Origin of the sequence: Pseudoflavonifractor sp. An85 (genome assembly GCF_002161235.1) — a bacterium.
Classification (GTDB): Bacteria; Bacillota; Clostridia; order Oscillospirales; family Oscillospiraceae; genus Enterenecus.
Genome location: NZ_NFHE01000007.1, coordinates 1 through 20,607 on the forward strand (window position 1 = coordinate 1; position 20,607 = coordinate 20,607).

Genomic DNA, 20,607 nt, shown 5'->3' on the forward strand with positions numbered 1-20,607 from the left:
AATCTCGTATAATCTTGATCTTTTCTTCTACACCTAACTTTTGCTTCCTTGGCATGACAATGCTCCCTCCATGATTGACAGTGTTTTATTTCACTGTCTCTCATAGAGGGAGCATATCAGATATCGTGTCCGCCCCTTTTCCCACATTACGGATGATATTTTTTCCAATAGAACACCAGCGACATGATCCCCGGTATGCCGATGTACAGCAACACGGCGCCAGCAGATGCCTTTCCAATGCTCTCAACGTCCGGAAATGTCCAGACCGCCGCCAAATATAGCAGCGTAATGGGCAACGCAATCACACCGATGATTTTATGGGCCAGATTCCACGTCTCCTCATCGCTCACTGTCCAGGGCAGACGCAGCCCAGTATGCTTCTGATAGGGCAACCGGGGCGATAGCGCACCAAAAAAGAGCAGCAAACAGGCCACAATACCCACTGCCAGCCAGCTCTCCTGTCGCTCGGTCAGCGTGAATACCCCCGCCTGTATGAAACCGCAACTCACCACCAACACCACCAAAAGAGCAGCGTCGAAAATGGTCACCACTTTCAATGCCTTCATCTGGGAGGCGGAAACAGTACTTTGCGAAAACAAAGAAAGATTCCGGTATAAAATCAGCAACGCTACACCCATGCAAACGCCCACCAAGAGCAACGACACCACAGCATTGCGTACCAGAATCATGACCATTAGGGCAGCAAAGGATGCAGCCAGGATTTGGCCCCTCTTTTTCCCCGCCAGTTCATTTTTTTGCAGCTGTTGGTTGCGCTGGGCCAACTCTTCATTGACACGGGCCAGTTCCTCCGCCAAATCCACATACTCCTCCTCCGGTGCAATGTCCAGCAAGGTACTTACCGGCACACCCAGCACCTTGGAAATCCCAATGAGAACCTCAGCGTCCGGTACTGAGACATTGTTTTCCCATTTAGATAAGGTCTGACGGACCACGTGGAGCATGGAAGCCAGTTGTTCTTGGGTGTACCCCTTCTCTTTCCGGTATTTTTTGATGTTATCGCCTAACATAGCAGCATCACCTTCCTTGCCCAAATTGTAGAAAATCCAACCCAACAAGTAAAGCAACGGCTTTTAACATGGGGGATTTGGCGGCATGAAGAAGAAAGGCACGCCTTTTTGCGTGCCCTTCCTCTTTCCTTGTATGTTAATCCCGGTGCAGCACCACAGTTTTTCCACCATGGGTTCTGGACTCCTCTGCGGCCAAAGCCATCAAGTGGCTATCCACCGAAGCAGCAATATCCGTCAAGGCCTCCCCCGTCTGGCCGGAGAACAGTGCAAAGGCTGCCTGCATCAGGCCACCATCTCCGCCACCGTGGCCACCGTTTGCTTTCACGCTGCGGCAGTCGATGTGTTCCACCGGCTTGCCAAAGGGACGATACACGATCTCGCGGCGGAGCATGTCCGCCTCGATCTCGCCCAAAGTGCCCATTAGGCGGATGGTGCGGCGATTTTCCCGAGTAAAGGCCGTCATAGTAAAGGTAGCTGTGACGTCGTTTTCAAACTCCATGGCCACCACCTGGTGATCCACCACATCGTTGTCACAGTGGTAGACACACCGGCCGTAGGGGCCTGTTTTCAACGCCTGGTAAATCCCCTCTTCCGTGGCGGTACCGTTGCACAGAACCGTCACCGGCCAATCGTGGGCATCCTTGCGAAAACCTGTGGTCTCGTGGTCCAGGTAAATGTACTCTGCGTCATAGGGACAGTTATCTTTATGGGGGCATCCATCCAAGCAGCGCAAAGGGGCTCCCTTCGGGGCGTTTTCCGGCTTAAATTCACTCAAATGTCCAAAGCTGGACAAGGCACGACAAGGAGCGTCGGCCAGCCAGCGCAAAATGTCCATGTCATGGCAGCTCTTGGCCAAAATCATGGGGCTGGTCTCCTCGCTGCTGCGCCAATTTCCACGCACAAAGCTGTGGGCCTGGTGCCAATAAGCCACATGCTCCACCGCATCGATGGTCTGGAGCTTTCCGATGGCCCCGTCGGTGAGCATCTGCTTCAAGGTGCTGTAAAAGGGCGTATACCGCAGCACATGGCACACCACCACATGGCGTCCGGTTTCCACCGCCTTGTCCCGCAGGGCAATGCACTCATCCCAGTTGGGTGAAATGGGCTTTTCCAAGATCAGGTCGTATCCCAACTCCAGCGCCTGCAACGCCTGGGGTACGTGGTCCCGGTCTTGGGTGGAAATAATCAAGACATCGGCCAGCTTGCCAGCCTGGAACAGTTTCTCTGCACTGTCAAACACCCGCTCGGGTGCCACCCCAAAGGTTTCCACCGCCGCCTGTCGCCGCTCAGGCAGCAAATCCGCCACGGCAACCAACTTCATTTGATCCGGACAAGTCTGCGCATAGGCGGAATAGGCCTCCATCCCTCGGTTGCCAAATCCGCACACTGCAAATGTCATGGGTTGTTTCATGTATATCCCCCTTGCGCTGATGGTATCCATACCAAGATTTTCATCCATACAGTTTAGCACGCTACCGTCCGTGGGTCAATACGACGGTCCGCACATAAAAACTCCCCGGTTGCAACGCAACCGGGGAGTTCGCAAAATCACTTGTTGGTCAGCACGTCGATCATTTCAGGCACAACCTGGAACAGGTCGCCGCAGATGCCGTAGTCGGCCACCTCAAAAATGGGGGCAGAGCTGTTGGAGTTGACGGCGATGATGCACTCGGAGTCCTCCATGCCAGCCTTGTGCTGGATGGCACCGGAGATACCCAGAGCAATGTACAGACTAGGACGCACGGTCTTGCCGGTCTGTCCCACCTGCTGGTCGGCTCCCACCCAGCCAGCGTCCACAGCGGCACGGGAAGCGCCAACCACACCGCCCAGGGCATCGGCCATCTTCTGAGCCAGATCCAGGCCCACCTGGGGGTCCTTGCTGATGCCGTAGCCCACGGCCACGATCACCTCAGCGCCGATGAGGTCCACAGTGTCCTTGGCCTCCTTGACCACTTCCAGTACCTTGGTGCGCAGATCGCTGTCGCACAGAGACACGGGATACAGCTCGGTCTTGCAAGCATCGGCCTTGGCCTGGTCAAACTCAGCGCACTTCATCACGCCGGGACGCACGGTGGACATCTGGGGACGGAAGCGGGGGCAGATGATGGTGGCCATCAGGTGGCCGCAAAAGGCGGGACGGGTCATCTTCAGGCCCTTGTCCTCCATGTCCCACTTCATGCCGTCCACGTCCAAGGTGGAGGTGGACTTGAGGAACTCCTTGTACTTAGCGGTATCCACCACCAGGCTGGTGCAGTCGGCAGTCAGGCCGGTGTGCAGACGGGCGGCACAGCGGGGACCCAGGTCACGGCCAATGTTGGTGGCGCCGATGAGGAAGATCTCGGGCTTCTTGTCCATGACGATGTCACAGATGACCTTGGTGTAGGCATCGGTGGTGTAATCCTTCAAAGCGGGGTCCTGGCAGACGTACACGCGGTCGGCACCGTAGCCGCCCAGCTGGGGCACCAGGCCCTCCACGTTGTCGCCCAGCAGCACGCCGCACAGCTCCACGCCCAGATCGTCGGCCAGCTTGCGGCCCTCAGAGAGCAGCTCAAAGTCGGTGGGCATCAGCTCGCCACCGCGCTGCTCACAGAACACCCACACACCATGGAAGGCGCTGGGATCGGTATTGACAAAAGTAGACATAGTTTCGCTCTCCTTCCTTAAATGATGTGCTTCTCTTCCAGGGTGGCAAACAGCTTCTCCACGGTCTCACGGCCGCTGCCCTCCAGCATCACGCCGGCACCCTTGATGGGGGGAGAGAAAGACTTGTACACGTTGGTGGGAGAGCCCTTCAGACCGATGGTGTCCAGCTCGATGAGAGGCTCGTCCTTCAGGGTGTTGAAATCATACACCTGATAGGGCTTCTGATCGCACTCCAGGATGCCCTTGACGGTCATGTAGCGGGGCTGGTTGAGCTCCTTGATGCAGGTCACCAAGCAGGGAGTCTGGGTCTGAACGGTCATGTAGCCGTCCTCCAGCATGCGCTTGGCGGTGACAGTGGTACCCTCCAGCTTCAGGTCAGCCACATAGGAGATCTGGGGGATGTCCAGCTTCTCAGCAATCTGGGGACCCACCTGAGCGGTGTCGCCGTCGATGGCCTGACGGCCACAGAAGATGATGTCGTCCTGCTCCAGACCCAGGTGGTGGATAGCACCGGCCAGGATCTGAGAAGTGGCGAAGGTATCGGAACCGCCGAACTCACGGCCGGAGACCAGGATGGCCTCGTCGCAGCCCATGGCCAGCAGTTCACGCAGCATGGCAGCGGCGGGGGGAGGACCCATGGACACCAGAACCACCTTGGCGTCGGGATTCTGATCCTTCAGGGCCAGAGCGGCCTCCACAGCGTTCAGGTCATCGGGGTTGGTGATGGCAGCCATGGAAGCTCGGTCCATGGTGCCGTCGGCCTTCACGGCCACCTTGCCGGAGGTATCCGGCACTTGCTTGACACAGACAATAAACTTCATGGGTTTCTCCTCCTTACTTCAACAGGTTGCCGGAAATCACCATCTGCTGCACCTGAGAGGTACCCTCGTAGATGGTGGTGATACGGGCATCGCGGTAGAACCGCTCCACCTTGTACTCCTTGATGTAGCCGTAACCGCCGTGGATCTGCACCGCCTTGTAGGCCACACGGTTGCACATCTCACCGGCAAACAGCTTGGACATGGCGCACAGCTTGGAAGCCTCGGGGTCACCGGCATCCTTACGTACGGCGGTGGAGTACACCAGCTGACGGGCAGCCTCAATCTCAGTGGCCATGTCGGCGATCATGAAGCTGATGCCCTGGAAGGAAGCGATGGGCTTGCCAAACTGCTTGCGCTCCTTGGCGTACTTGATGGCCTCATCCAGACAGCCCTGGGCAATGCCCACGGCTTGAGCAGCCATGCCCAGACGGCCGCCGTCCAGAGTCTTCATGGCGGTGGCGAAGCCCTTGTGCAAGGGGCCCAGCAGGTCGCTCTTGTGCACTCGCACGTTCTCCAAAATCAGATCGCTGGTGGGATAGCCCTTAATGCCCATCTTGGCCTCGGGCTTGCCGCAGGACACGCCGGGCAGCTTCATGTCCACGATGAACATGGAAATGCCACGGGAACCACGCTGGGTGGGATCGGTCTTGGCGTACACCACGGCGTAGTCGGCCATGGGAGCGCCGGAAATGAAGGTCTTACGGCCATTGAGCACAAAGTAGTCCCCATCGGCCACAGCAGTGGTGAGGGTACCACCGGCATCGGTGCCAGCGCCGGGCTCGGTCAGAGCGAAGACCAGGATCTTCTCTCCCTTGGCCACAGGCTCGACGTACTTGCGCTTCTGCTCCTCAGTGCCGCAGAACAGCAGAGGGCCAGCGCCCAGAGAGTTGGACGTATTGGCATAGATGGAGAGCACAGGAGACACCCGTGCAAACTCCTCGATCATCAGGGCATAGGCCAGGGAGTCACCACCCTGTCCGCCGTACTCCACGGGAATCTTGACACCCATGAAGCCATACTTGGCCATCAGCTTGTGGATGTCCCAGTCAAACTCCCCCGTCTCTTCCAGGCGATCCAACAGTTCATCCGTGAACTCGGTCTGCGCAAACTGCCGATACAGCTTCCGCATCATTTGATGCTTCTCCGAAAGAATCATTGCATTTCCTCCTCAATCATCTTAATCTGCACGGTTACATATGGTTTTTCATGATTTGACGCTGGTCATGTTCCGTTGCAATGCACAATATATTAGATAACCTGTCTTACCAGTTTGTACATTGTATATAACGTGTTTTTGTTCTTTATACACACGTTAGAATATACATAACAGAATATAAATGTACATAACAACGAATGTGCTTGTTAATTGTGTCACAAGGAGGAGAAAATTGCAAGAGCCTTCGCCCATGTTTTTGCAAGATTTTTCACTTTCGTATATTATGCAAAATACAAGCTCTAAACCCATGTCATTTTTGATCTTTCTTGTTCATCCTGCACAAGCTGACATACACCCTCCCCTACCGATTCATGCCATAAAAAAACCGTTCATCCTCTCCGGATGAACGGTTTTTTCTCAGGGAATAAATTGTTCAAAGATGGACAGACACCCATGCTGTTCCACCTGATGCATAGATTCTTCATTGCGGATCGTCCAGCTCACTTCCTGCCCTCGCCACAGCTTGGTAGCCAACCACAGGGAAAGCCTCCCTCGATCTTTCCAATGGTACGCCACAAAGTCCGGGCAAGTGACCAGGTTGGTCCACACATTGGTCATCACCGCTGCGGCCAACCAGGGCAATCCACTGCGGTCTTTTAGAAAATTCTGGCTCAGCTGTCCTCGGCAAATCTCCGGACGGTGGCGTTTGAGCCACATCAGGGCCTTGGGATGGAAGGATTCGATGCAGTACTTGACCTGATACCGATCCAGCATGCCACAGGTGGCCTGGGCCAACTGATCGGCATTGCCCTCCACTTTCAGCTCCACGATCAGCGGGCCTTTCCCTTCAAAGATAGGAAGCACTTCCTCCAGAAGGGGGATTTTCTCCTCTGTGCCCTCCAGGCGGTATCCCGAAAGCTGCTGAGCCGTCAGCGAAGACGCCTTCACATCCACGCCAGCAGTACGCAACAGGGAATCGTCATGAATGACCACCAACTTTCCGTCCGCTGTCAGATGTACATCCAATTCCGCCCCATACCCCTGCTCTGCCGCCCGACGGAAAGCCGCCAGGGAGTTCTCGGGAATCCCGTTTTTCTTATCATGCAGCCCCCGGTGGGCGTAACGATAACGGCGCAGTTCCTCCCAAGCCGGGTGCCCGTGGCGGCAGCGCACTGCCACAATCCACAGCAGCACCACAGCCGCCACCACGCCCAATAAAATCCAACCGATCATCTCTTAATCCATCTCCTCAAAGGCATCCAGGCCCTTCTTGGCCTCTACTTTTGTATCGCCATGGTGTACCCCCAGCATGGTCACAAAGGACAGGGCCACAAACAAGGCCGCATAGGGGAACAGCACCCGGTAGTCGATCACTCGCATCAGCGTACCCGCCAAAATTGGGGTGACCACCTGGGCCGCCATGGAAAAGGTGTAATAGTATCCGGTAAATTTGCCCACATCGCTGCCCCGGCACATCTCCACCACCATGGGCAGGGAGTTAACATTGATGGCCGCCCAGGCAAGGCCCACCAGAGCGAACACCACATACATGATGGGCTGAATGGAAGAGTACACAGTGGTGAGTACAAAGCCCATCATAAAGCATGCGGCCAGCAGCACCACGCCGCACAGAATGGTCTTCTTTCGTCCAATGCGGCTGGCCACCATACCAATGGGAATGTAGGAGACAATGGCACCCGCTGTGGCCACCAGCAGACAGGTGGACGCGCCACCCAGGCCCTCCCCCATCACCTCAGCCACGTACTTGGTAAACCATGTGGTCACACCATTGTAGCCAATGAACCACAGGGCAATGGAGGTAAGCAAAAAGCCCAGGCTGCGCTTGACGGGGGCAGGCAGCACTTCATGGCCCGCTCCATCGTCCTCGGCCAGGTTCCACTCCGGGTGTTCCCGCTCCAACTCCTGGTTTTTCCGGGCCAACTCCGGCTCTCGGGTGGTGACAAAGAGCACCACCACCGACACCAGCATGATGAGGGAGACCACCAGGAACAGGGGCTGGTAGTTGATGTGCTCCAGCCCTTCCGTCTTGGACGTGGGGTACAGCACCGCCGCCACCGCCAAATACAATACACCGCCCACAGCACCCATCAGATTGATGATGGCGTTGCCCTTGCTGCGCAGAGGCTTGGGGGTCACGTCTGGCATCAGCGCCACCGCGGGAGAGCGGTAGGTGCCCATGGATACCAGCAGCAGCCCCAAAACGATGACAAAGCTGGCCAGCTCAAACACCGACGGAGAAGCCGCATACCCGTTGTCCAACATGGGCAGCAGGTTCATCAAAATCACCGCTCCGGCGGTGCCGCCCAAAATAAAGGGCATCCGTCGCCCCAGCTTGGTGTTGGTGCGGTCGGACAACGCGCCAAACAGAGGAAGCAAAAACAGAGCCAGAATGTTGTCTGCCGCCATAATAGCGCCAGCCAGGGATTCATTGAGGTGGAAGGTGCCCGTCAAAATCAGGGTCATCACATTGTCGTACATCTGCCAGAAAGCACAGATGGACAAAAACGCCAATCCCACTAAGATGGTACGCTTATAATTGAGTTTCATTCGTCCACTCCTCTCTCCATTTCCCGCAACATCTCTCCAATTCCGTCCATCATCCGGGTGGGCTGCACCGGGCTATCTTCCAGGTCTGCCCGGGTTCCCTCCCCTGAAAGAACAAACACCGTGTCGATGCCCGCTGCTACTCCGCTGGCAATGTCGGTATACAGCCGGTCACCCACCATCACCGTCTCCTCCGGTGCGGCTCCCACCCACTCCATGGCCAGACGGGCCATGGCAGGCTGGGGCTTGCCAATCACCTGGGGTCTGCGCCCCGTGGCCCGGAACAGCATTTCGCACACGCTGCCGCAGTCGGGTACCGAGCCATACCAAGTGGGACACACCCAGTCGGGATTGGTGGCCAAATAGTCCACCCCTCGCCCCAGCAAAATACAGGCGTCCTCCAACTTCTGAAAGGTCAGTTCCGTATCAAAAGCTATGAGCAGGCAGTCCACTTCATCCTCCAGATGGTCCGTCACCGGAATGCCCGCACCACGCAGCTGGGTGCGGAAACTCTCCGTGCCAAAGGCGTAGCACAGATGATAGGGCTCCCGACCTTTCAGCTCCTGAATGAGGGCGGTGGTGGAGGTGAGAAAATCCTCTTCCTCCGCTTCCACTCCCATCCCCCGCAGCTTGTCCACATAGGCCTGGGTGGAACGGGAGGAGTTGTTGGTCAAAAACAGATACCGTCCCCCCTGCGCCCGAATTTGACGCAAAAATGGAAGCGTATCCGGAAACAAGGACTGATCCAGATAGATGGTCCCATCCATATCCAGCAAAAACAGTTTTTTCTCTCTCAAATTTCCCACACACATACCTCCGTCTCCAGTCTCCCCTCCATTATACCGAAGCGGACAAGAAAATCTACCCCTGTGGGGCGGTAGCGAAAAATTTTATGGTTTCTTTACCTCTGCCTATTGACAACAATCCTTGTCATTGTTATGATGTACGTGACAAATATACTTGTCATAACGCAAAGAATCCTTGTCAAGGAGGGGTGCTTATGCCGCTGCAAAACCGCCTGAAAGAGTTTCGGGCCGCTCAGGGTCTCAACCAGCAAGAGCTGGGCACTCTGGTGGGAACCTCCCGGCAGACCATCAGCCTCATCGAACGGGGAGATTATAATCCTTCCGTCACCCTGGCCCTTCGCATCGCCCAGGTCTTCCACCGCCCGGTGGAAGAAGTCTTCTATCTCGTTGAGGAGGAGTTACCATGAAAGAAGCCAAGAAAAAATCTCCCGCTCGTATTTACCTCACCTTTGCAGCCGTTCTTATCCTCTGCGCTCTCGCGGGAGGTATCTTCGGTTACACCACCGCATCCAACGAACTTTCCATACATAATCTCAGTCAACGGATCAACCAACTGCTGGCTTCCTTGGGTCCCTGGTGGTTTGCCCCCAGTTTTTTGCTGCTGGCTGCAGCCACTTGGTGTTACCTGCGAGGCAGACGGCTGCTCCCCCAAGCTATGGAGGACGACGATATATTTCCTCAGGCCAATCTGACGTTGGGGTGGGCCGTGTTTCTATCCAATCTGGCCATGGTTTTCACATTGATCGCCATGGCGCTGAGTTATACCTCGTCCTGGGGCATCGGCTGCTCCATCGTGCTTTTGGTGATACAACTGGTGTGGATTAAGGCCATACAAGCCCGGACTATTTCCGCCACCAAGCAACTGCTCCCGGAAAAACGAGGTAACATCTTTGACTTCAAATTCCAGCACGACTGGTACCAGAGTTGTGATGAGGCAGAGCGGCAGCAAATCGGTCAATGCAGCTACCAAACGTTCAAAGTAATGACCCTGATTTTCCCCATTGTCATGGCTGTTCTGGCTGTTCTGTCCACCATTGACCTCATCGCCCCCACATATAGCCTGTTGGTGGGAGGGCTCTGGCTGGTACAGCAGTTTGTGTACAACTACACATCCCTTCAAATGGACAAAGCCAGAAAATAAGTTTCCATCCATGAACATACAAGGAGATGGTTTTATGAAAAAGCCCCCCAAAGATTCCGCCCTGTTTCTCTATGGAATTTTTGCTGTAATCTGGGCTATCAATGCTGACGCAACCGACAGACCAATTCTACTCAAAAACAGGAAGGTGAATCGTGATGACATTGGAACTACGCAACATTGAAAAGAGCTTTGGAGCCAAGCAAGTGCTCCAGGGCATCACCCTCACCGCCGAGGGCGGTCAAGCTTTCGGACTGCTGGGCCGCAACGGCGCAGGCAAAACCACCACCATCCGCATCCTTATGGATGTGTTCCCCCCCAACAGCGGGGAAATTCTCCTGGATGGTAAGCCCATCGACTACCGTAAGGTATCCCTGGGCTATCTCCCCGAGGAGCGAGGCCTGTACCCTAAAAAGCCCATCGGGCAACAGCTGGTATATTTTGCTCAGCTCAAAGGGATGACACGTCGGGATGCCACCACAGCGGTCCGCCGCTGGTTGGAGCGTCTGGGTATGGAGGAGCACGAAACCAAGCGGCTGGACACCCTGTCCAAGGGCAACCAGCAGAAAATCCAGCTCATCACCGCCCTGGCCCACAACCCGGATATCATCGTCCTGGATGAGCCCTTCTCCGGCTTGGATCCGGTGAACGCAGGACTTTTGAAAGACGTGGTGAAAGAGCAGATTCAGAAGGGTAAAATCGTCCTCTTCTCCTCTCATCAGATGAACTACATTGAGGAGTTCTGCCAGAACATTGCCATCCTCAACCAGGGCAAAATCGCCATTTCCGGCAACTTGGAGCAAATCAAGCGCAGCTATCCTCGGGATCGCCTCACCATCCACAGCCCCCAATACCGGGAGATCCTCTCCCAACTGGGGACTCGCTGCAAGTTGGTTCAGCCTGGAGAGCTTCTGCTCCACTTGGACAGCCCCGACCAAAAGCAAGCGGTCATGGAAAACCTGGTGTCCCACTACGACATTGACCGGGTGCAGGTCTACGAGCCGTCCCTCAACGATATCTTCGTGGAGTACGCCGGGGACCACGTGTGAAGGGAGAGAAGATCATGAAACAATTTCGAACCATTCTCAGCTTTGAGCTGAAAAATTACTTCAAAAACAAGATTTTTGTGGGCACCACCGTGTTTATTGTGGCGGTGTTGGCCGTCGTGATGTTTCTACCCAATTTGATCGGCTTTTTCGGTTCCTTGGGCGGCAACGAGGAGGGCAGCGAAGAAAAGTCGGTGATTTTGATTTCCGCCCCCTCCCAGAAGATGGGAGAGGGCATCGTCCAGGCCTTTGCCGCCGCCTTCCCCGACGACACCATCACCCAAACCCAGGAGAGTGTAGAGCAAATCAAAGCCCAGGTCTCCAGCCAAGAGGCCAAATGCGCCTTTGTCTTTGACTCCCTGACCTCCTACACCTACTACATGTACAACCGCTCCCTCTACGATCAGACGACTCAGATGGCCAATCAAGTCTTGGTGGGGCTGGCACAGGTGGAGGCCATGGCCCAACAGGGATTGACCATGGAACAGGCCAGCGAGATCCTCTCCCTCCAAATTGACGTCCATGAGGAGCTTTTGGGGGTGGATCAGGCCCAAAACTATTGGTACACCTACATCATGATTATGGCCCTATACATGGTCATCATGCTCTATGGGCAGATGGTAGCCTCCCACGTGGCCACGGAAAAGAGCTCCCGGGCCATGGAACTGCTCATCACCAGCGCCACCCCGGTAAACATGATGTTCGGCAAGGTGCTGGCCTCCTGCATCGCCGGGTTTGTACAGCTGGCGGTGATTTTCGGCTCCGCTCTGCTGTTTTATCAGCTCAACCAGGACACCTGGGATGGAAATACCATGATGACCTCCCTGTTTGATATGCCCCTCTCCCTGCTGGTGTATATGCTGGTGTTCTTTGTGCTGGGCTTCCTTCTCTACGCCTTCCTCTACGGCGCCATCGGTTCCACCGCCACCAAGCTGGAGGACATCAACACCTCGGTGATGCCTCTGACCATGCTCTTTGTGGTGGCCTTCTGTGTGGTCATGTTCGGTCTGGCCAGCGGCTCGGTGGACAACGTGGCCATGCTGGTGTGTTCTTTCATTCCCTTCACCTCCCCCATCGCCATGTTTGCCCGCATCGCCATGTCCACGGTACCGGCGTACCAGATCGCCTTGTCCATCGGCCTGTTGGCGGTGTCCGTGGTGGGCATCGGAGTGCTGTCGGCCAAAATCTACCGGGTGGGCGTGCTGCTCTACGGTACCCCGCCCAAGCTGGGCGCCATCCTCAAGGCAGTTTGGCAAGCCTAACTTTTCCCAGTCCAGACGCTTTTTCGTTGCCAAATTCTCGAGGAAAAGGTATACTGTAACTACCGATTTCTACCCACCCATATGACGAAACAAGGAGCAATGAGGTATGGAAAAAGCAAAAGTATATTACACCGATTTCCGCACCAAGCTGGGCGAGGGTCTCCCCACCAAATTGAAGCGTCTCATCCGCGCCGCAGGAATTGGTGACATGGACATGGAAAACAAGTTTGTGGCCATTAAGATGCACTTTGGCGAGCTGGGTAATCTGGGCTTCCTCCGCCCCAACTACGCCAAGGCCGTGGCCGATGTGGTGAAAGAACTGGGCGGCAAGCCCTTCCTCACTGACTGCAACACCCTCTATGTGGGCAGCCGGAAAAACGCCCTGGAGCACCTGTACTGCGCCTGGGAAAACGGCTTTACCCCCATGACTGTGGGCTGCCCCATTCTCATTGGTGACGGCCTGAAGGGTACCGACGACGTGGAGGTCCCCGTCAACGGCGAGTATGTCCAGAACGCCAAAATCGGCCGAGCCATTATGGATGCCGACGTATTTATCTCCCTGAACCACTTCAAGGGTCACGAAATGGCGGGCTTTGGCGGCGCCATCAAGAACATCGGCATGGGCTGCGGCTCCCGGGCCGGTAAGAAAGAGCAGCACCACAATGGTCAGCCCTCCGTCCACCAGGATAAATGTGTGGGCTGCAAGTCCTGCATGAAGGAGTGCGCCAACCAAGGTCTGGCCTTTGATGAGACCACCCGGAAGATGCACATTGTCAAAGAAAACTGCGTAGGCTGTGGCCGCTGCATCGGCGCCTGCAACTTCGACGCCATCGACTTCTCCAGCTGGGCCGCTGTGAAGGACCTGAACTGCCGCATGGCCGAGTACGCCAAGGCGGTGGTGGATGGCCGTCCCAACTTCCACATCTCCCTCATCGTGGACGTCAGCCCCAACTGCGACTGCCACGCCGAAAACGACGCCCCCATCCTCCCCAACATCGGCATGTTCGCCTCCTTCGATCCCCTGGCTCTGGATCAGGCCTGTGTGGATGCTTGCCTGGCCTGCGACCCCCTGCCCAACAGCCAACTCAGCGACAACATGGCCAAGCCGGACTTCTGCGACCACCACGATCACTTCGAAAACAGCACCCCGGATTCGGAATATAAGACCTGTCTGGAGCACGCTGAGAAGATCGGCATCGGTACCCGCAGCTATGAGCTGGTGTTTCTGAAGTAACCTTGAAAAAGGACCTGCCTTCCCAAAGGCAGGTCCTTTTTTGCATATTGCACAGGTTTTCTCTTTCATGTTATGCTCGTTATTTCTTGCATAATATAAATTATATATTGACCAGCCGTGTGTTCCGCTGTATAATAAAAATACAAGGATTCACGTGGTTATTTAAAAACATTGGGGAGATTCACTCCCCAATGTTTTTAAATAACGAAATAACATGATATGAGAGAAGGAGAATGGGAAGTAATATGGATGTCAAGAAGTTTTGTTTCCGAGTGCTGTTCTATGTGTTGGGCCTGTTTGTCATGGCCATCGGAGTCACCTTTGCCGCCAACTCCAATTTGGGTATGTCCCCGGTGAACTCTATCCCTGCCGTGCTCAGCGCCATCACCAACATTGAAATGGGCAACTGCGTCATCATCATCTTCTCCTTGTTCATTGTGGCACAAATCGTCATACTGCGTCGGGAATTCCGCCTGATCAACCTGACCCAGCTGATTTTCTCCACCATCTTCGGCTTCTTCGTGGATTTCACTGACGCTCTCTTCCAGGGCTTTTGCCTACCCACCATCGCCGGACGCGCGGTGATGATGCTCTTCAGCCTGGTCTTTATCGCCATCGGCGTGTCCGCCTATGTGGCCACCGACCTCATCAATATGCCCATGGAGGGCATGACCCTGGCCATCACCCAAAAGGTGAAAACCAAGACCTTCCGCCAGGTCAAAGTGGTGGTGGATACCACCACCGTCCTGATCGCTTTGGTGCTCTCCCTGATCTTCATGGGCACCATCCAGACCAACCTGGGCATCACCGGTTACCCCACCAGTCTGGTGTTTGTGGGTACCATTGTCAGCGCCGTGGGCGTGGGCACCGTCATGGGCCCCGTGCAGAAGGTGGTCCTCCCCCCCATTCGCAAGATTTGCTTTGGCGACGCAGCCAAAACCACTTCCAAGTAAATACTCTTTCCACAGGCCGTGCAGAGATCTTGAATCTCCTGCACGGCTTTTTTAATTACCCTTGACATAGCGTCTCTAATCAGTTAGACTATACATGGACTCTATTAGAGTAGAGAGGATGTGATACCATGGAGACACCCAAGGTTTTTGAAAGCGAGTATCGCTTTTGCCTGATCTTGTGGGAAAACGAGCCCATTCGCAGCGGCGAACTGGTAAAGCTGTGTAGCCAACAACTGGGCTGGAAGCCCACCACCACCTACACCGTCATCAAGCGCCTGTCCCAACGCGGGGTGGTGAAAAACGAGAACAGCGTGGTGACCACTCTGGTCAGCAAGGAGGAGGTTCAAGCCGCTCAAATTGACGAGCTGGTGGAACGCACCTTTGAGGGCTCTCTCCCCGCCTTCATTGCCGCCTTTACCAAACATCAGAAGCTCAATCAGAGGGAGATTGACGAGGTACAAGAGATGATCGACCGCTTCCGAAAGGAGGGGTGACTGTGTCCAAACTCTTCCTAATCTGCCTGCACACCAGTTTGTCTGCCGGGTGGCTGGTGCTGCTGGTGGTATGTCTGCGTCTCATCCTTCACAAGGCCCCCAAATGGACCCTCCTGCTGCTGTGGGCGGTGGTGGCACTGCGTCTGATGATCCCCGCCCCCTTGGAATTGCCTTTCTCCCTACCTGCAACCTCCACACCAGGTACTGCAGCCATGGAGGATTGGCTGGATGACTATGTGGGTGATGTGGAGATCATCCATGACGACTCGGAACTTTATGACGCCGCCGTGTCCGCCGGACGCACTCCCATTCACGCCGGAGAAGATGGGTATTATGTGGTCACCGCTCCCGATCAGCGCAGTGAACCCGCCACGGTGGAAAACACAGTGGTGCCGGTACTGGCTATGGTCTGGGCGTGTGGCGTGGTACTCTTGGCGGGATATGCCGGCATCAGCGACTGGCGGCTTCGCCGCAAAATGGCCACTTCCGTGGTGTTGCGGGATAACATTCGCCAAAGCGACCAGATTTCCACCCCCTTTGTACTGGGGCTGGTGCGGCCCACCATCTATCTCCCTTTCCACATGGATGTGTCCACCTTGCCCCATGTGCTGGCCCACGAACAGACCCACATCCGGCGAGGTGACCCCTGGTGGAAAGCCTTGGGATTCCTTTTGTTATGCGTGTACTGGTTCCAACCTCTGCTGTGGGTAGCCTACGCTCACCTGTGCCGGGATTTGGAGCTGGCCTGTGACGAGGCGGTGATCCGCTCCATGGCTCCCGCCCAGCGTGCAGACTACTCCCAGGCTCTGCTCACATGCAGTGTGTCCAACCGGTTTCCCTTTGCCGACCCCCTGGCCTTTGGCGAGGTGGGGGTGAAAGACCGGGTGCAGCACGTGCTCTCTTACCAAAAGCCAACCTTCTGGTTTGTGCTGGTGTCTCTGGTGGCCTGCGCTGGGTTGGCGGTGGGATTTCTCACCACGTCCCAGGCTCCCACCTCCCTAAGCGGCCAGCCCCCAGAGGAGCTATCCAACCTCTATGTGGGAGATGCCCCCCGTGTGTCTGCCCTGGTGCAGACGTTGCCTTACCCCAAAGAGTATTCCTACCACTCCATTGCCCTGCAAACCGCCCAGGAGCCCTATGGGATGACGGTGTACTTGCAGCAGACAGAAAGCTCTCAGGAAAACCTTCAGTCCTGTGCTGAGACGGCCTTTGACCGCATTTCCAATTTGGGCACCCTCACCTTCTTGGTCCAGGATGCCCAGGGCACACAGACCCGCCTGGTGTGCTATCAACGAGAGAACACCCAGCTGACAAAGGAACTCACCGACCAGCAGCTGCTCCTGACCTTTTCCCAGGGCATCGAGGAGAGCGGTTACACCATCACTGACTGGGTCTTTGCCTCCGATGGAGCCTATGACCTGGACGGGGTGGTGGAGTACACAGATGGCAATGAGCTTCCTTGAAAGTTGGCCTTCATCCGGGACGGAGTGGTCTACCCTGTATCGAAAGATTTTGAGGAAGGCTATGAGGTAGCCCACAACAGCCGCTTGGAGTATCTGGGCCACGGCACCGTTCAAAACGACTTTGAAAACACCACGCTTCAAAACCGGTATCAATCCTCCATGTCCTTCTCTTATGGAGAGGAACCCTACGGCGTACTCTTCCAATCCGACGACCAGGAAGTTCCCATGTCGTAGATGAAACATTCCATCGAACCCCATCGAACAATAAAAAATATCCCATCTTCCCCTGCTGCATGAAAGCCACCTGCTTGGAAATACTGAATACAGTATCTTCCAAACGAGGTGGCTTTTGTGCAAGGTAAGGTGGACTTATGCGGCGTGAACACGTCGAAACTCAAGGTGCTGAAAAGCGAAGAAAGCATCGCCCTGTTGAAACGAGCCCGACAGGGAGACCAGGCGGCCCGGGAGGAGCTGATTGCCGGAAACCTACGTCTGGTGCTATCGGTGATTCAAAAGTTTTCCGGCCGTGGAGAACACATGGACGACCTGTTCCAGGTGGGGTGCATCGGTCTCATCAAGGCCATCGACAACTTCAACGTGGACTTGGACGTGAAGTTTTCCACCTATGGAGTACCCATGATTATTGGTGAGATCCGACGATTTCTCCGGGACAACAGCACCATCCGGGTCTCTCGATCCCTGCGGGACACCGCCTACAAGGTATTGCAGGCCAAAGAGGCTTTTCAAAACGAGCATCAGCGGGAACCTACCCTGGACGAGTTGGCCAAGGTGCTGGATTTGCGTCGGGAGGACATCGTCACCGCCATGGATGCGGTGATGGACCCCATTTCCCTGTTTGAACCGGTGTATTCCGATTCCGGCGATGCTGTGTGCGTCATGGACCAGGTGCGGGACGGGAAAAACACCGACGAGGCGTGGTTAGATCACATCGCCCTCAGTGACGCCATTTCCAAGCTGGGCCAGCGGGAGCAGGAGATTTTGGAACTGCGGTTTTTCCAGGGCAAAACCCAGATGGAAGTATCCGCTGAAATCGGCATCTCCCAAGCCCAGGTATCCCGTCTGGAAAAACATGCTCTCAAGCAAATCCGAAAGGAATTTTAACGACACACGCCGTGGGGTTTTCCTGCGGCGTGTATTCTTACATCATCTTCAAAATTTCTTGTTTCAAGCGCCCAATAATGCGTTTTTCCAATCTGGAAATATAGGACTGGGAGATTCCCAGCAACGAAGCCACCTCCTTCTGGGTCCGCTCTGCCTTGCCGTCGAGACCAAAGCGCATGGTGATGATAGACCGCTCCCTGGGGTTTAATTTGCTCACAGCCTGGAACAGGAGGTCCCGCTCCACATCCTCCTCCATCGGCTTTTCGATGACGTCGCTGTCAGTACCCAGCACATCAGAGAGAAGCAGCTCGTTGCCGTCCCAGTCGGTATTCAGCGGCTCCTCCAGGGACACCTCCCCCTTGCGGTTGGCGTTTTTGCGCAGATACATGAGAATTTCATTTTCGATGCACCGGGAGGCATAGGTGGCCAGCTTGATATTTTTTCCTGGGTTGTAGGTCTCCACCGCCTTGATGAGACCAATGGTACCGATGGAAATTAAATCTTCGATTCCTACCCCGCTGTTTTCGAATCGGCGGGCAATGTATACCACCAGACGGAGGTTGTGCTCAATGAGCTTGGAGCGAATGGACGCCTGGGGTCCCTCCTTCTCCCACTGTTGCAACAACTCCCGCTCCTCCTCTTTGGACAGAGGGGCGGGCAGTGTGTCACTGCCCCCGATGTAAAAGATGCTCCCCGGCAGGTGAAGCCCCAGTCGGGAGAGAAATCTGCACAGCTTGATGTACCACAGTCCTCGCATGTTTACACTCCTCCAAACAGACCTTGATAGGTGCCCCCGTCGTTGACCGGGGTGGGCGACAGGGCCAACAGCAGCTTGCCCATGTCCCGTCCATCCACCCGCACCCCCTGGGTGGGATACGCCAGCAGCATCCCGGTATCCACCCCCACCGCTCGATAGGGTACCAGACGCACCCCGTGGATACCTTGATCGTGGCACAGTCGAGCACAGGCCACGGGCTGTGCCACATCCGCACCCTGGGGGAGAAGCCAGGCAAAATCTCGCCAGTACGCCACCACCACCGGGCGGTTGGTCACGGGGTCTGACAGGGTCAGCCCGGTGTCGTGGAGGGCGGTCATGGACACCACTCGCTGGGGAAAGGTCAGCTCCATATGTACCAGTTCTGACCCCGTGTGGGCCCCCAGCCGCCGCAGCAGCAAAGAAAACACAAAATAACACGCCAGAAAGACCACCAGCAACAGTCTCAGGTCCATCTGCGTGTATAATACCCCGGATTGCAGGGTCAGGGAGGTGTTCCCCAGCCATTCAAAGCCCAGCACGGCCCCAGCCAGTCCCGCGGAGGCGGCAAAAAATAGGCCCAGCACCCGCCACAGCCGCATTTCGCCCCCATAGGCGCACACCACCATCAATACCGCCACCGCCAGCTTACAGGGCAACAGAGACAACCACCCCATACCGGGGAGAAAGAGCACCACCGCGTACACAGCCCCCAGAGCCGCTCCCAGAGCAATGCGCCACCGGCGCAGACCCGCTCCCGCCAGCCGTCCCGCTCCCAACAGCAACAGGTGGTTGGCGATGAAGTTGAGCAGCCACAACAAGTCCACATACACCACGGTCACCGGCATCTCCCCCTTTGTCTGACGCCCTATGATTATAGCCCCATCCTCCCTTCAAAAAAGGTCAAAGGGTGGAGTTCCTACGTCGCCTTGACCAAGATGTCCCCTTCATCGTTTTGGTTGTTTTTACAAATTATAGTTGACGCTCCCCTAAAAAAATATATAATGTAAGTGAAAGAAAGTGATTGAAATGCGAAAAACACACCTTCTATTTTTCTCTCCCTGACCGCTCATGCCGCACAATTGAATGGAACTTGATGCAAGTAAGTACCGTCGAATTGGTGTTTGGCAGCATGTACTCAAATGAAAGGAGGTTTTGACGCATGCTACGAAAATGGATGGTATGCCTGGTATCCCTTTGTATTCTGGCCGCCGCACTCCCCATTCACGCCCCCGCTGCAGCCACCTCACCTCCGTCAGACTTTTCCCAAGTCTGCCCCAATCCATCCCAACTGGAGCAGGAGATTCTCTCCCAGCTCACCGTCGCCTATGAGAACACGTTGCCTACCCTTTCCGCTCCGGAGAGCGAGAAAGATGCAATCCCCACGTCCGTAGACTTTTCCACCGCCATCCCCGTCTACATTGATACCGAGTTGGAGAACCTGTCTTTGGTGCAGCAAGTCGATATCCAAGCTCATCTGGAGCAATGCGTCTCCGTCTGGGTCATTCCCATGCAGGTGGGCTCTCTGTACGCCACGGTAACACTGGCCAAAGGTCTGCCACTCAATCCAGAAACCGCGCATCTCATGACCCCTGAGGAGCAGGCTTCTGTTCAGGAAAAAGAAGGCGCATGGACCGTGAGTGAAGTGGCCATGTACACCGATTTCACCCCATATTCCACCCAAATCTCCCAACTGGAACAGGCGGGAATCACCACGGAAGATGCGGTTTTAGTGGGCGGACTGCCTGGCATTCGTATGCCTATGCTTCTGCTGTTTGAAAACGACATCGCCTCCTACTGGTATCCCATGGGGGACTATGGGCCTTCCGTGGCGGAAGTTACCGACACCTCTGTCCGTGAGGCCATGTCCCAAGACGAAACTCTGCACCCCTTCTATAACTATGAAGCGGTCCTTGCCTACGCCAAGACCAATCAAACCTCTACCCAGACGGACAGCTCGGGTATGCCCAACGGCTCCACCAGCCAGGGCCCCACGCTGGTGGATTTTGCCCCCCTCTTGGTGGCAGGGGCGTTCCTCATCCTTGTCCTTTTGGTAGCTTTGTGGGTGTTCCGACGTGGGAACAAATAATTCACAAAACATGAACATGCCCGTGAGCCTGGG

21 protein-coding genes are annotated in these 20,607 nt (G+C 55.6%); 11 read left to right on the forward strand and 10 right to left on the reverse strand.

Annotated features, from left to right (window positions below):
- Positions 1-146: 146 nt before the first annotated feature.
- From B5G37_RS04890 to B5G37_RS04925, 8 genes are all read right to left on the reverse strand, one after another.
- A complete protein-coding gene (locus tag B5G37_RS04890; protein WP_087254782.1) occupies positions 147-1,028 on the reverse strand; it encodes a helix-turn-helix domain-containing protein in 882 nt (293 codons plus the stop codon).
- Between the two features lie 136 nt (positions 1,029-1,164).
- Complete coding sequence (locus tag B5G37_RS04895; protein ID WP_087254785.1) at positions 1,165-2,439, reverse strand: Gfo/Idh/MocA family oxidoreductase; 1,275 nt, start codon at positions 2,437-2,439, stop codon at positions 1,165-1,167.
- Between the two features lie 137 nt (positions 2,440-2,576).
- Positions 2,577-3,671, reverse strand: coding sequence for an acryloyl-CoA reductase electron transfer subunit beta (acrA, locus tag B5G37_RS04900; RefSeq protein WP_087254789.1), 1,095 nt, complete (start codon positions 3,669-3,671; stop codon positions 2,577-2,579).
- Between the two features lie 17 nt (positions 3,672-3,688).
- Entirely contained in the window at positions 3,689-4,492 is an 804-nt protein-coding gene (acrB, locus tag B5G37_RS04905; RefSeq protein WP_087254792.1) for an acryloyl-CoA reductase electron transfer subunit gamma, read from the reverse strand.
- Between the two features lie 13 nt (positions 4,493-4,505).
- Positions 4,506-5,648 carry an acyl-CoA dehydrogenase family protein gene (locus B5G37_RS04910; protein WP_087254795.1) on the reverse strand — a complete coding sequence of 381 codons (1,143 nt, stop codon included), beginning with the start codon at positions 5,646-5,648 and terminating at the stop codon, positions 4,506-4,508.
- 417 nt (positions 5,649-6,065) lie between these two features.
- Complete coding sequence (locus B5G37_RS04915; RefSeq protein ID WP_087254799.1) at positions 6,066-6,881, reverse strand: glycerophosphodiester phosphodiesterase family protein; 816 nt, start codon at positions 6,879-6,881, stop codon at positions 6,066-6,068.
- Positions 6,882-6,884: 3 nt separating this feature from the next.
- Positions 6,885-8,216: an MFS transporter gene (locus tag B5G37_RS04920; protein WP_087254802.1), complete on the reverse strand. Its 1,332-nt coding sequence runs from the start codon at positions 8,214-8,216 to the stop codon at positions 6,885-6,887.
- A complete protein-coding gene (locus B5G37_RS04925) occupies positions 8,213-9,019 on the reverse strand; it encodes an HAD-IIA family hydrolase (RefSeq protein ID WP_158099349.1) in 807 nt (268 codons plus the stop codon). The genes B5G37_RS04920 and B5G37_RS04925 overlap by 4 nt, the downstream gene beginning before the upstream one ends.
- Before the next feature lie 194 nt (positions 9,020-9,213).
- Here B5G37_RS04925 and B5G37_RS04930 point away from each other — a divergent pair, with 194 nt between their 5' ends.
- The 10 genes from B5G37_RS04930 (at position 9,214) to sigG (ending at position 17,731) form a co-directional block, all read left to right on the forward strand.
- The gene (locus B5G37_RS04930; protein WP_087254809.1) at positions 9,214-9,426 is read left to right on the forward strand and encodes a helix-turn-helix transcriptional regulator; all 213 of its coding nucleotides are present in this window, start codon (positions 9,214-9,216) and stop codon (positions 9,424-9,426) included.
- Complete coding sequence (locus B5G37_RS04935; RefSeq protein ID WP_087254816.1) at positions 9,423-10,160, forward strand: DUF3169 family protein; 738 nt, start codon at positions 9,423-9,425, stop codon at positions 10,158-10,160. Before B5G37_RS04930 ends, B5G37_RS04935 begins: the two co-directional genes overlap by 4 nt.
- A 155-nt stretch (positions 10,161-10,315) precedes the next feature.
- Positions 10,316-11,206 carry an ATP-binding cassette domain-containing protein gene (locus B5G37_RS04940; RefSeq protein ID WP_087254819.1) on the forward strand — a complete coding sequence of 297 codons (891 nt, stop codon included), beginning with the start codon at positions 10,316-10,318 and terminating at the stop codon, positions 11,204-11,206.
- A 14-nt stretch (positions 11,207-11,220) separates the two neighbouring features.
- On the forward strand, positions 11,221-12,465 hold the full coding sequence (locus tag B5G37_RS04945; RefSeq protein WP_087254821.1) for an ABC transporter permease: 1,245 nt from the start codon (positions 11,221-11,223) through the stop codon (positions 12,463-12,465).
- Positions 12,466-12,571: 106 nt separating this feature from the next.
- Positions 12,572-13,699 carry a DUF362 domain-containing protein gene (locus tag B5G37_RS04950; protein WP_087254824.1) on the forward strand — a complete coding sequence of 376 codons (1,128 nt, stop codon included), beginning with the start codon at positions 12,572-12,574 and terminating at the stop codon, positions 13,697-13,699.
- Positions 13,700-13,944: 245 nt separating this feature from the next.
- Positions 13,945-14,652 (forward strand): hypothetical protein, encoded by a 708-nt coding sequence (locus B5G37_RS04955; protein WP_087254827.1) that lies wholly within the window; start codon positions 13,945-13,947, stop codon positions 14,650-14,652.
- A gap of 128 nt (positions 14,653-14,780) precedes the next feature.
- Complete coding sequence (locus tag B5G37_RS04960) at positions 14,781-15,146, forward strand: BlaI/MecI/CopY family transcriptional regulator (RefSeq protein WP_087254830.1); 366 nt, start codon at positions 14,781-14,783, stop codon at positions 15,144-15,146.
- A gap of 2 nt (positions 15,147-15,148) precedes the next feature.
- Positions 15,149-16,609 carry a M56 family metallopeptidase gene (locus B5G37_RS04965; RefSeq protein WP_158099350.1) on the forward strand — a complete coding sequence of 487 codons (1,461 nt, stop codon included), beginning with the start codon at positions 15,149-15,151 and terminating at the stop codon, positions 16,607-16,609.
- Between the two features lie 3 nt (positions 16,610-16,612).
- A complete protein-coding gene (locus tag B5G37_RS04970) occupies positions 16,613-16,843 on the forward strand; it encodes a hypothetical protein (RefSeq protein WP_087254836.1) in 231 nt (76 codons plus the stop codon).
- 117 nt (positions 16,844-16,960) lie between these two features.
- Positions 16,961-17,731 carry an RNA polymerase sporulation sigma factor SigG gene (sigG, locus tag B5G37_RS04975; RefSeq protein WP_087254839.1) on the forward strand — a complete coding sequence of 257 codons (771 nt, stop codon included), beginning with the start codon at positions 16,961-16,963 and terminating at the stop codon, positions 17,729-17,731.
- 37 nt (positions 17,732-17,768) lie between these two features.
- Here the strand turns inward: sigG and sigE are convergent, their stop codons facing one another.
- Positions 17,769-18,488 (reverse strand): RNA polymerase sporulation sigma factor SigE, encoded by a 720-nt coding sequence (gene sigE / locus B5G37_RS04980; RefSeq protein WP_087254842.1) that lies wholly within the window; start codon positions 18,486-18,488, stop codon positions 17,769-17,771.
- A gap of 2 nt (positions 18,489-18,490) precedes the next feature.
- Positions 18,491-19,333 (reverse strand): sigma-E processing peptidase SpoIIGA, encoded by an 843-nt coding sequence (locus B5G37_RS04985; RefSeq protein WP_242962762.1) that lies wholly within the window; start codon positions 19,331-19,333, stop codon positions 18,491-18,493.
- A gap of 314 nt (positions 19,334-19,647) precedes the next feature.
- On the opposite strand from B5G37_RS04985, the gene B5G37_RS04990 reads away from it, so the two are divergent.
- Positions 19,648-20,574 carry a hypothetical protein gene (locus tag B5G37_RS04990; RefSeq protein ID WP_087254848.1) on the forward strand — a complete coding sequence of 309 codons (927 nt, stop codon included), beginning with the start codon at positions 19,648-19,650 and terminating at the stop codon, positions 20,572-20,574.
- The last annotated feature ends 33 nt before the right edge of the window (positions 20,575-20,607 follow it).

Excerpts from the sequence above, each read along its gene's own strand:
- sigE (WP_087254842.1), bottom strand. The coding sequence starts at position 18,488 with ATGCGAGGACTGTGGTACATCAAGCTGTGCAGATTTCTCTCCCGACTG.
- B5G37_RS04915 (WP_087254799.1), bottom strand. The coding sequence starts at position 6,881 with ATGATCGGTTGGATTTTATTGGGCGTGGTGGCGGCTGTGGTGCTGCTG.
- acrB (WP_087254792.1), bottom strand. The coding sequence starts at position 4,492 with ATGAAGTTTATTGTCTGTGTCAAGCAAGTGCCGGATACCTCCGGCAAG.
- acrA (WP_087254789.1), bottom strand. The coding sequence starts at position 3,671 with ATGTCTACTTTTGTCAATACCGATCCCAGCGCCTTCCATGGTGTGTGG.
- B5G37_RS04910 (WP_087254795.1), bottom strand. The coding sequence starts at position 5,648 with ATGATTCTTTCGGAGAAGCATCAAATGATGCGGAAGCTGTATCGGCAG.
- B5G37_RS04935 (WP_087254816.1), top strand. The coding sequence starts at position 9,423 with ATGAAAGAAGCCAAGAAAAAATCTCCCGCTCGTATTTACCTCACCTTT.
- B5G37_RS04890 (WP_087254782.1), bottom strand. The coding sequence starts at position 1,028 with ATGTTAGGCGATAACATCAAAAAATACCGGAAAGAGAAGGGGTACACC.
- B5G37_RS04895 (WP_087254785.1), bottom strand. The coding sequence starts at position 2,439 with ATGAAACAACCCATGACATTTGCAGTGTGCGGATTTGGCAACCGAGGG.
- B5G37_RS04930 (WP_087254809.1), top strand. The coding sequence starts at position 9,214 with ATGCCGCTGCAAAACCGCCTGAAAGAGTTTCGGGCCGCTCAGGGTCTC.
- B5G37_RS04920 (WP_087254802.1), bottom strand. The coding sequence starts at position 8,216 with ATGAAACTCAATTATAAGCGTACCATCTTAGTGGGATTGGCGTTTTTG.
- B5G37_RS04950 (WP_087254824.1), top strand. The coding sequence starts at position 12,572 with ATGGAAAAAGCAAAAGTATATTACACCGATTTCCGCACCAAGCTGGGC.
- B5G37_RS04955 (WP_087254827.1), top strand. The coding sequence starts at position 13,945 with ATGGATGTCAAGAAGTTTTGTTTCCGAGTGCTGTTCTATGTGTTGGGC.
- B5G37_RS04940 (WP_087254819.1), top strand. The coding sequence starts at position 10,316 with ATGACATTGGAACTACGCAACATTGAAAAGAGCTTTGGAGCCAAGCAA.
- B5G37_RS04985 (WP_242962762.1), bottom strand. The coding sequence starts at position 19,333 with ATGCCGGTGACCGTGGTGTATGTGGACTTGTTGTGGCTGCTCAACTTC.
- B5G37_RS04960 (WP_087254830.1), top strand. The coding sequence starts at position 14,781 with ATGGAGACACCCAAGGTTTTTGAAAGCGAGTATCGCTTTTGCCTGATC.
- B5G37_RS04945 (WP_087254821.1), top strand. The coding sequence starts at position 11,221 with ATGAAACAATTTCGAACCATTCTCAGCTTTGAGCTGAAAAATTACTTC.
- B5G37_RS04990 (WP_087254848.1), top strand. The coding sequence starts at position 19,648 with ATGCTACGAAAATGGATGGTATGCCTGGTATCCCTTTGTATTCTGGCC.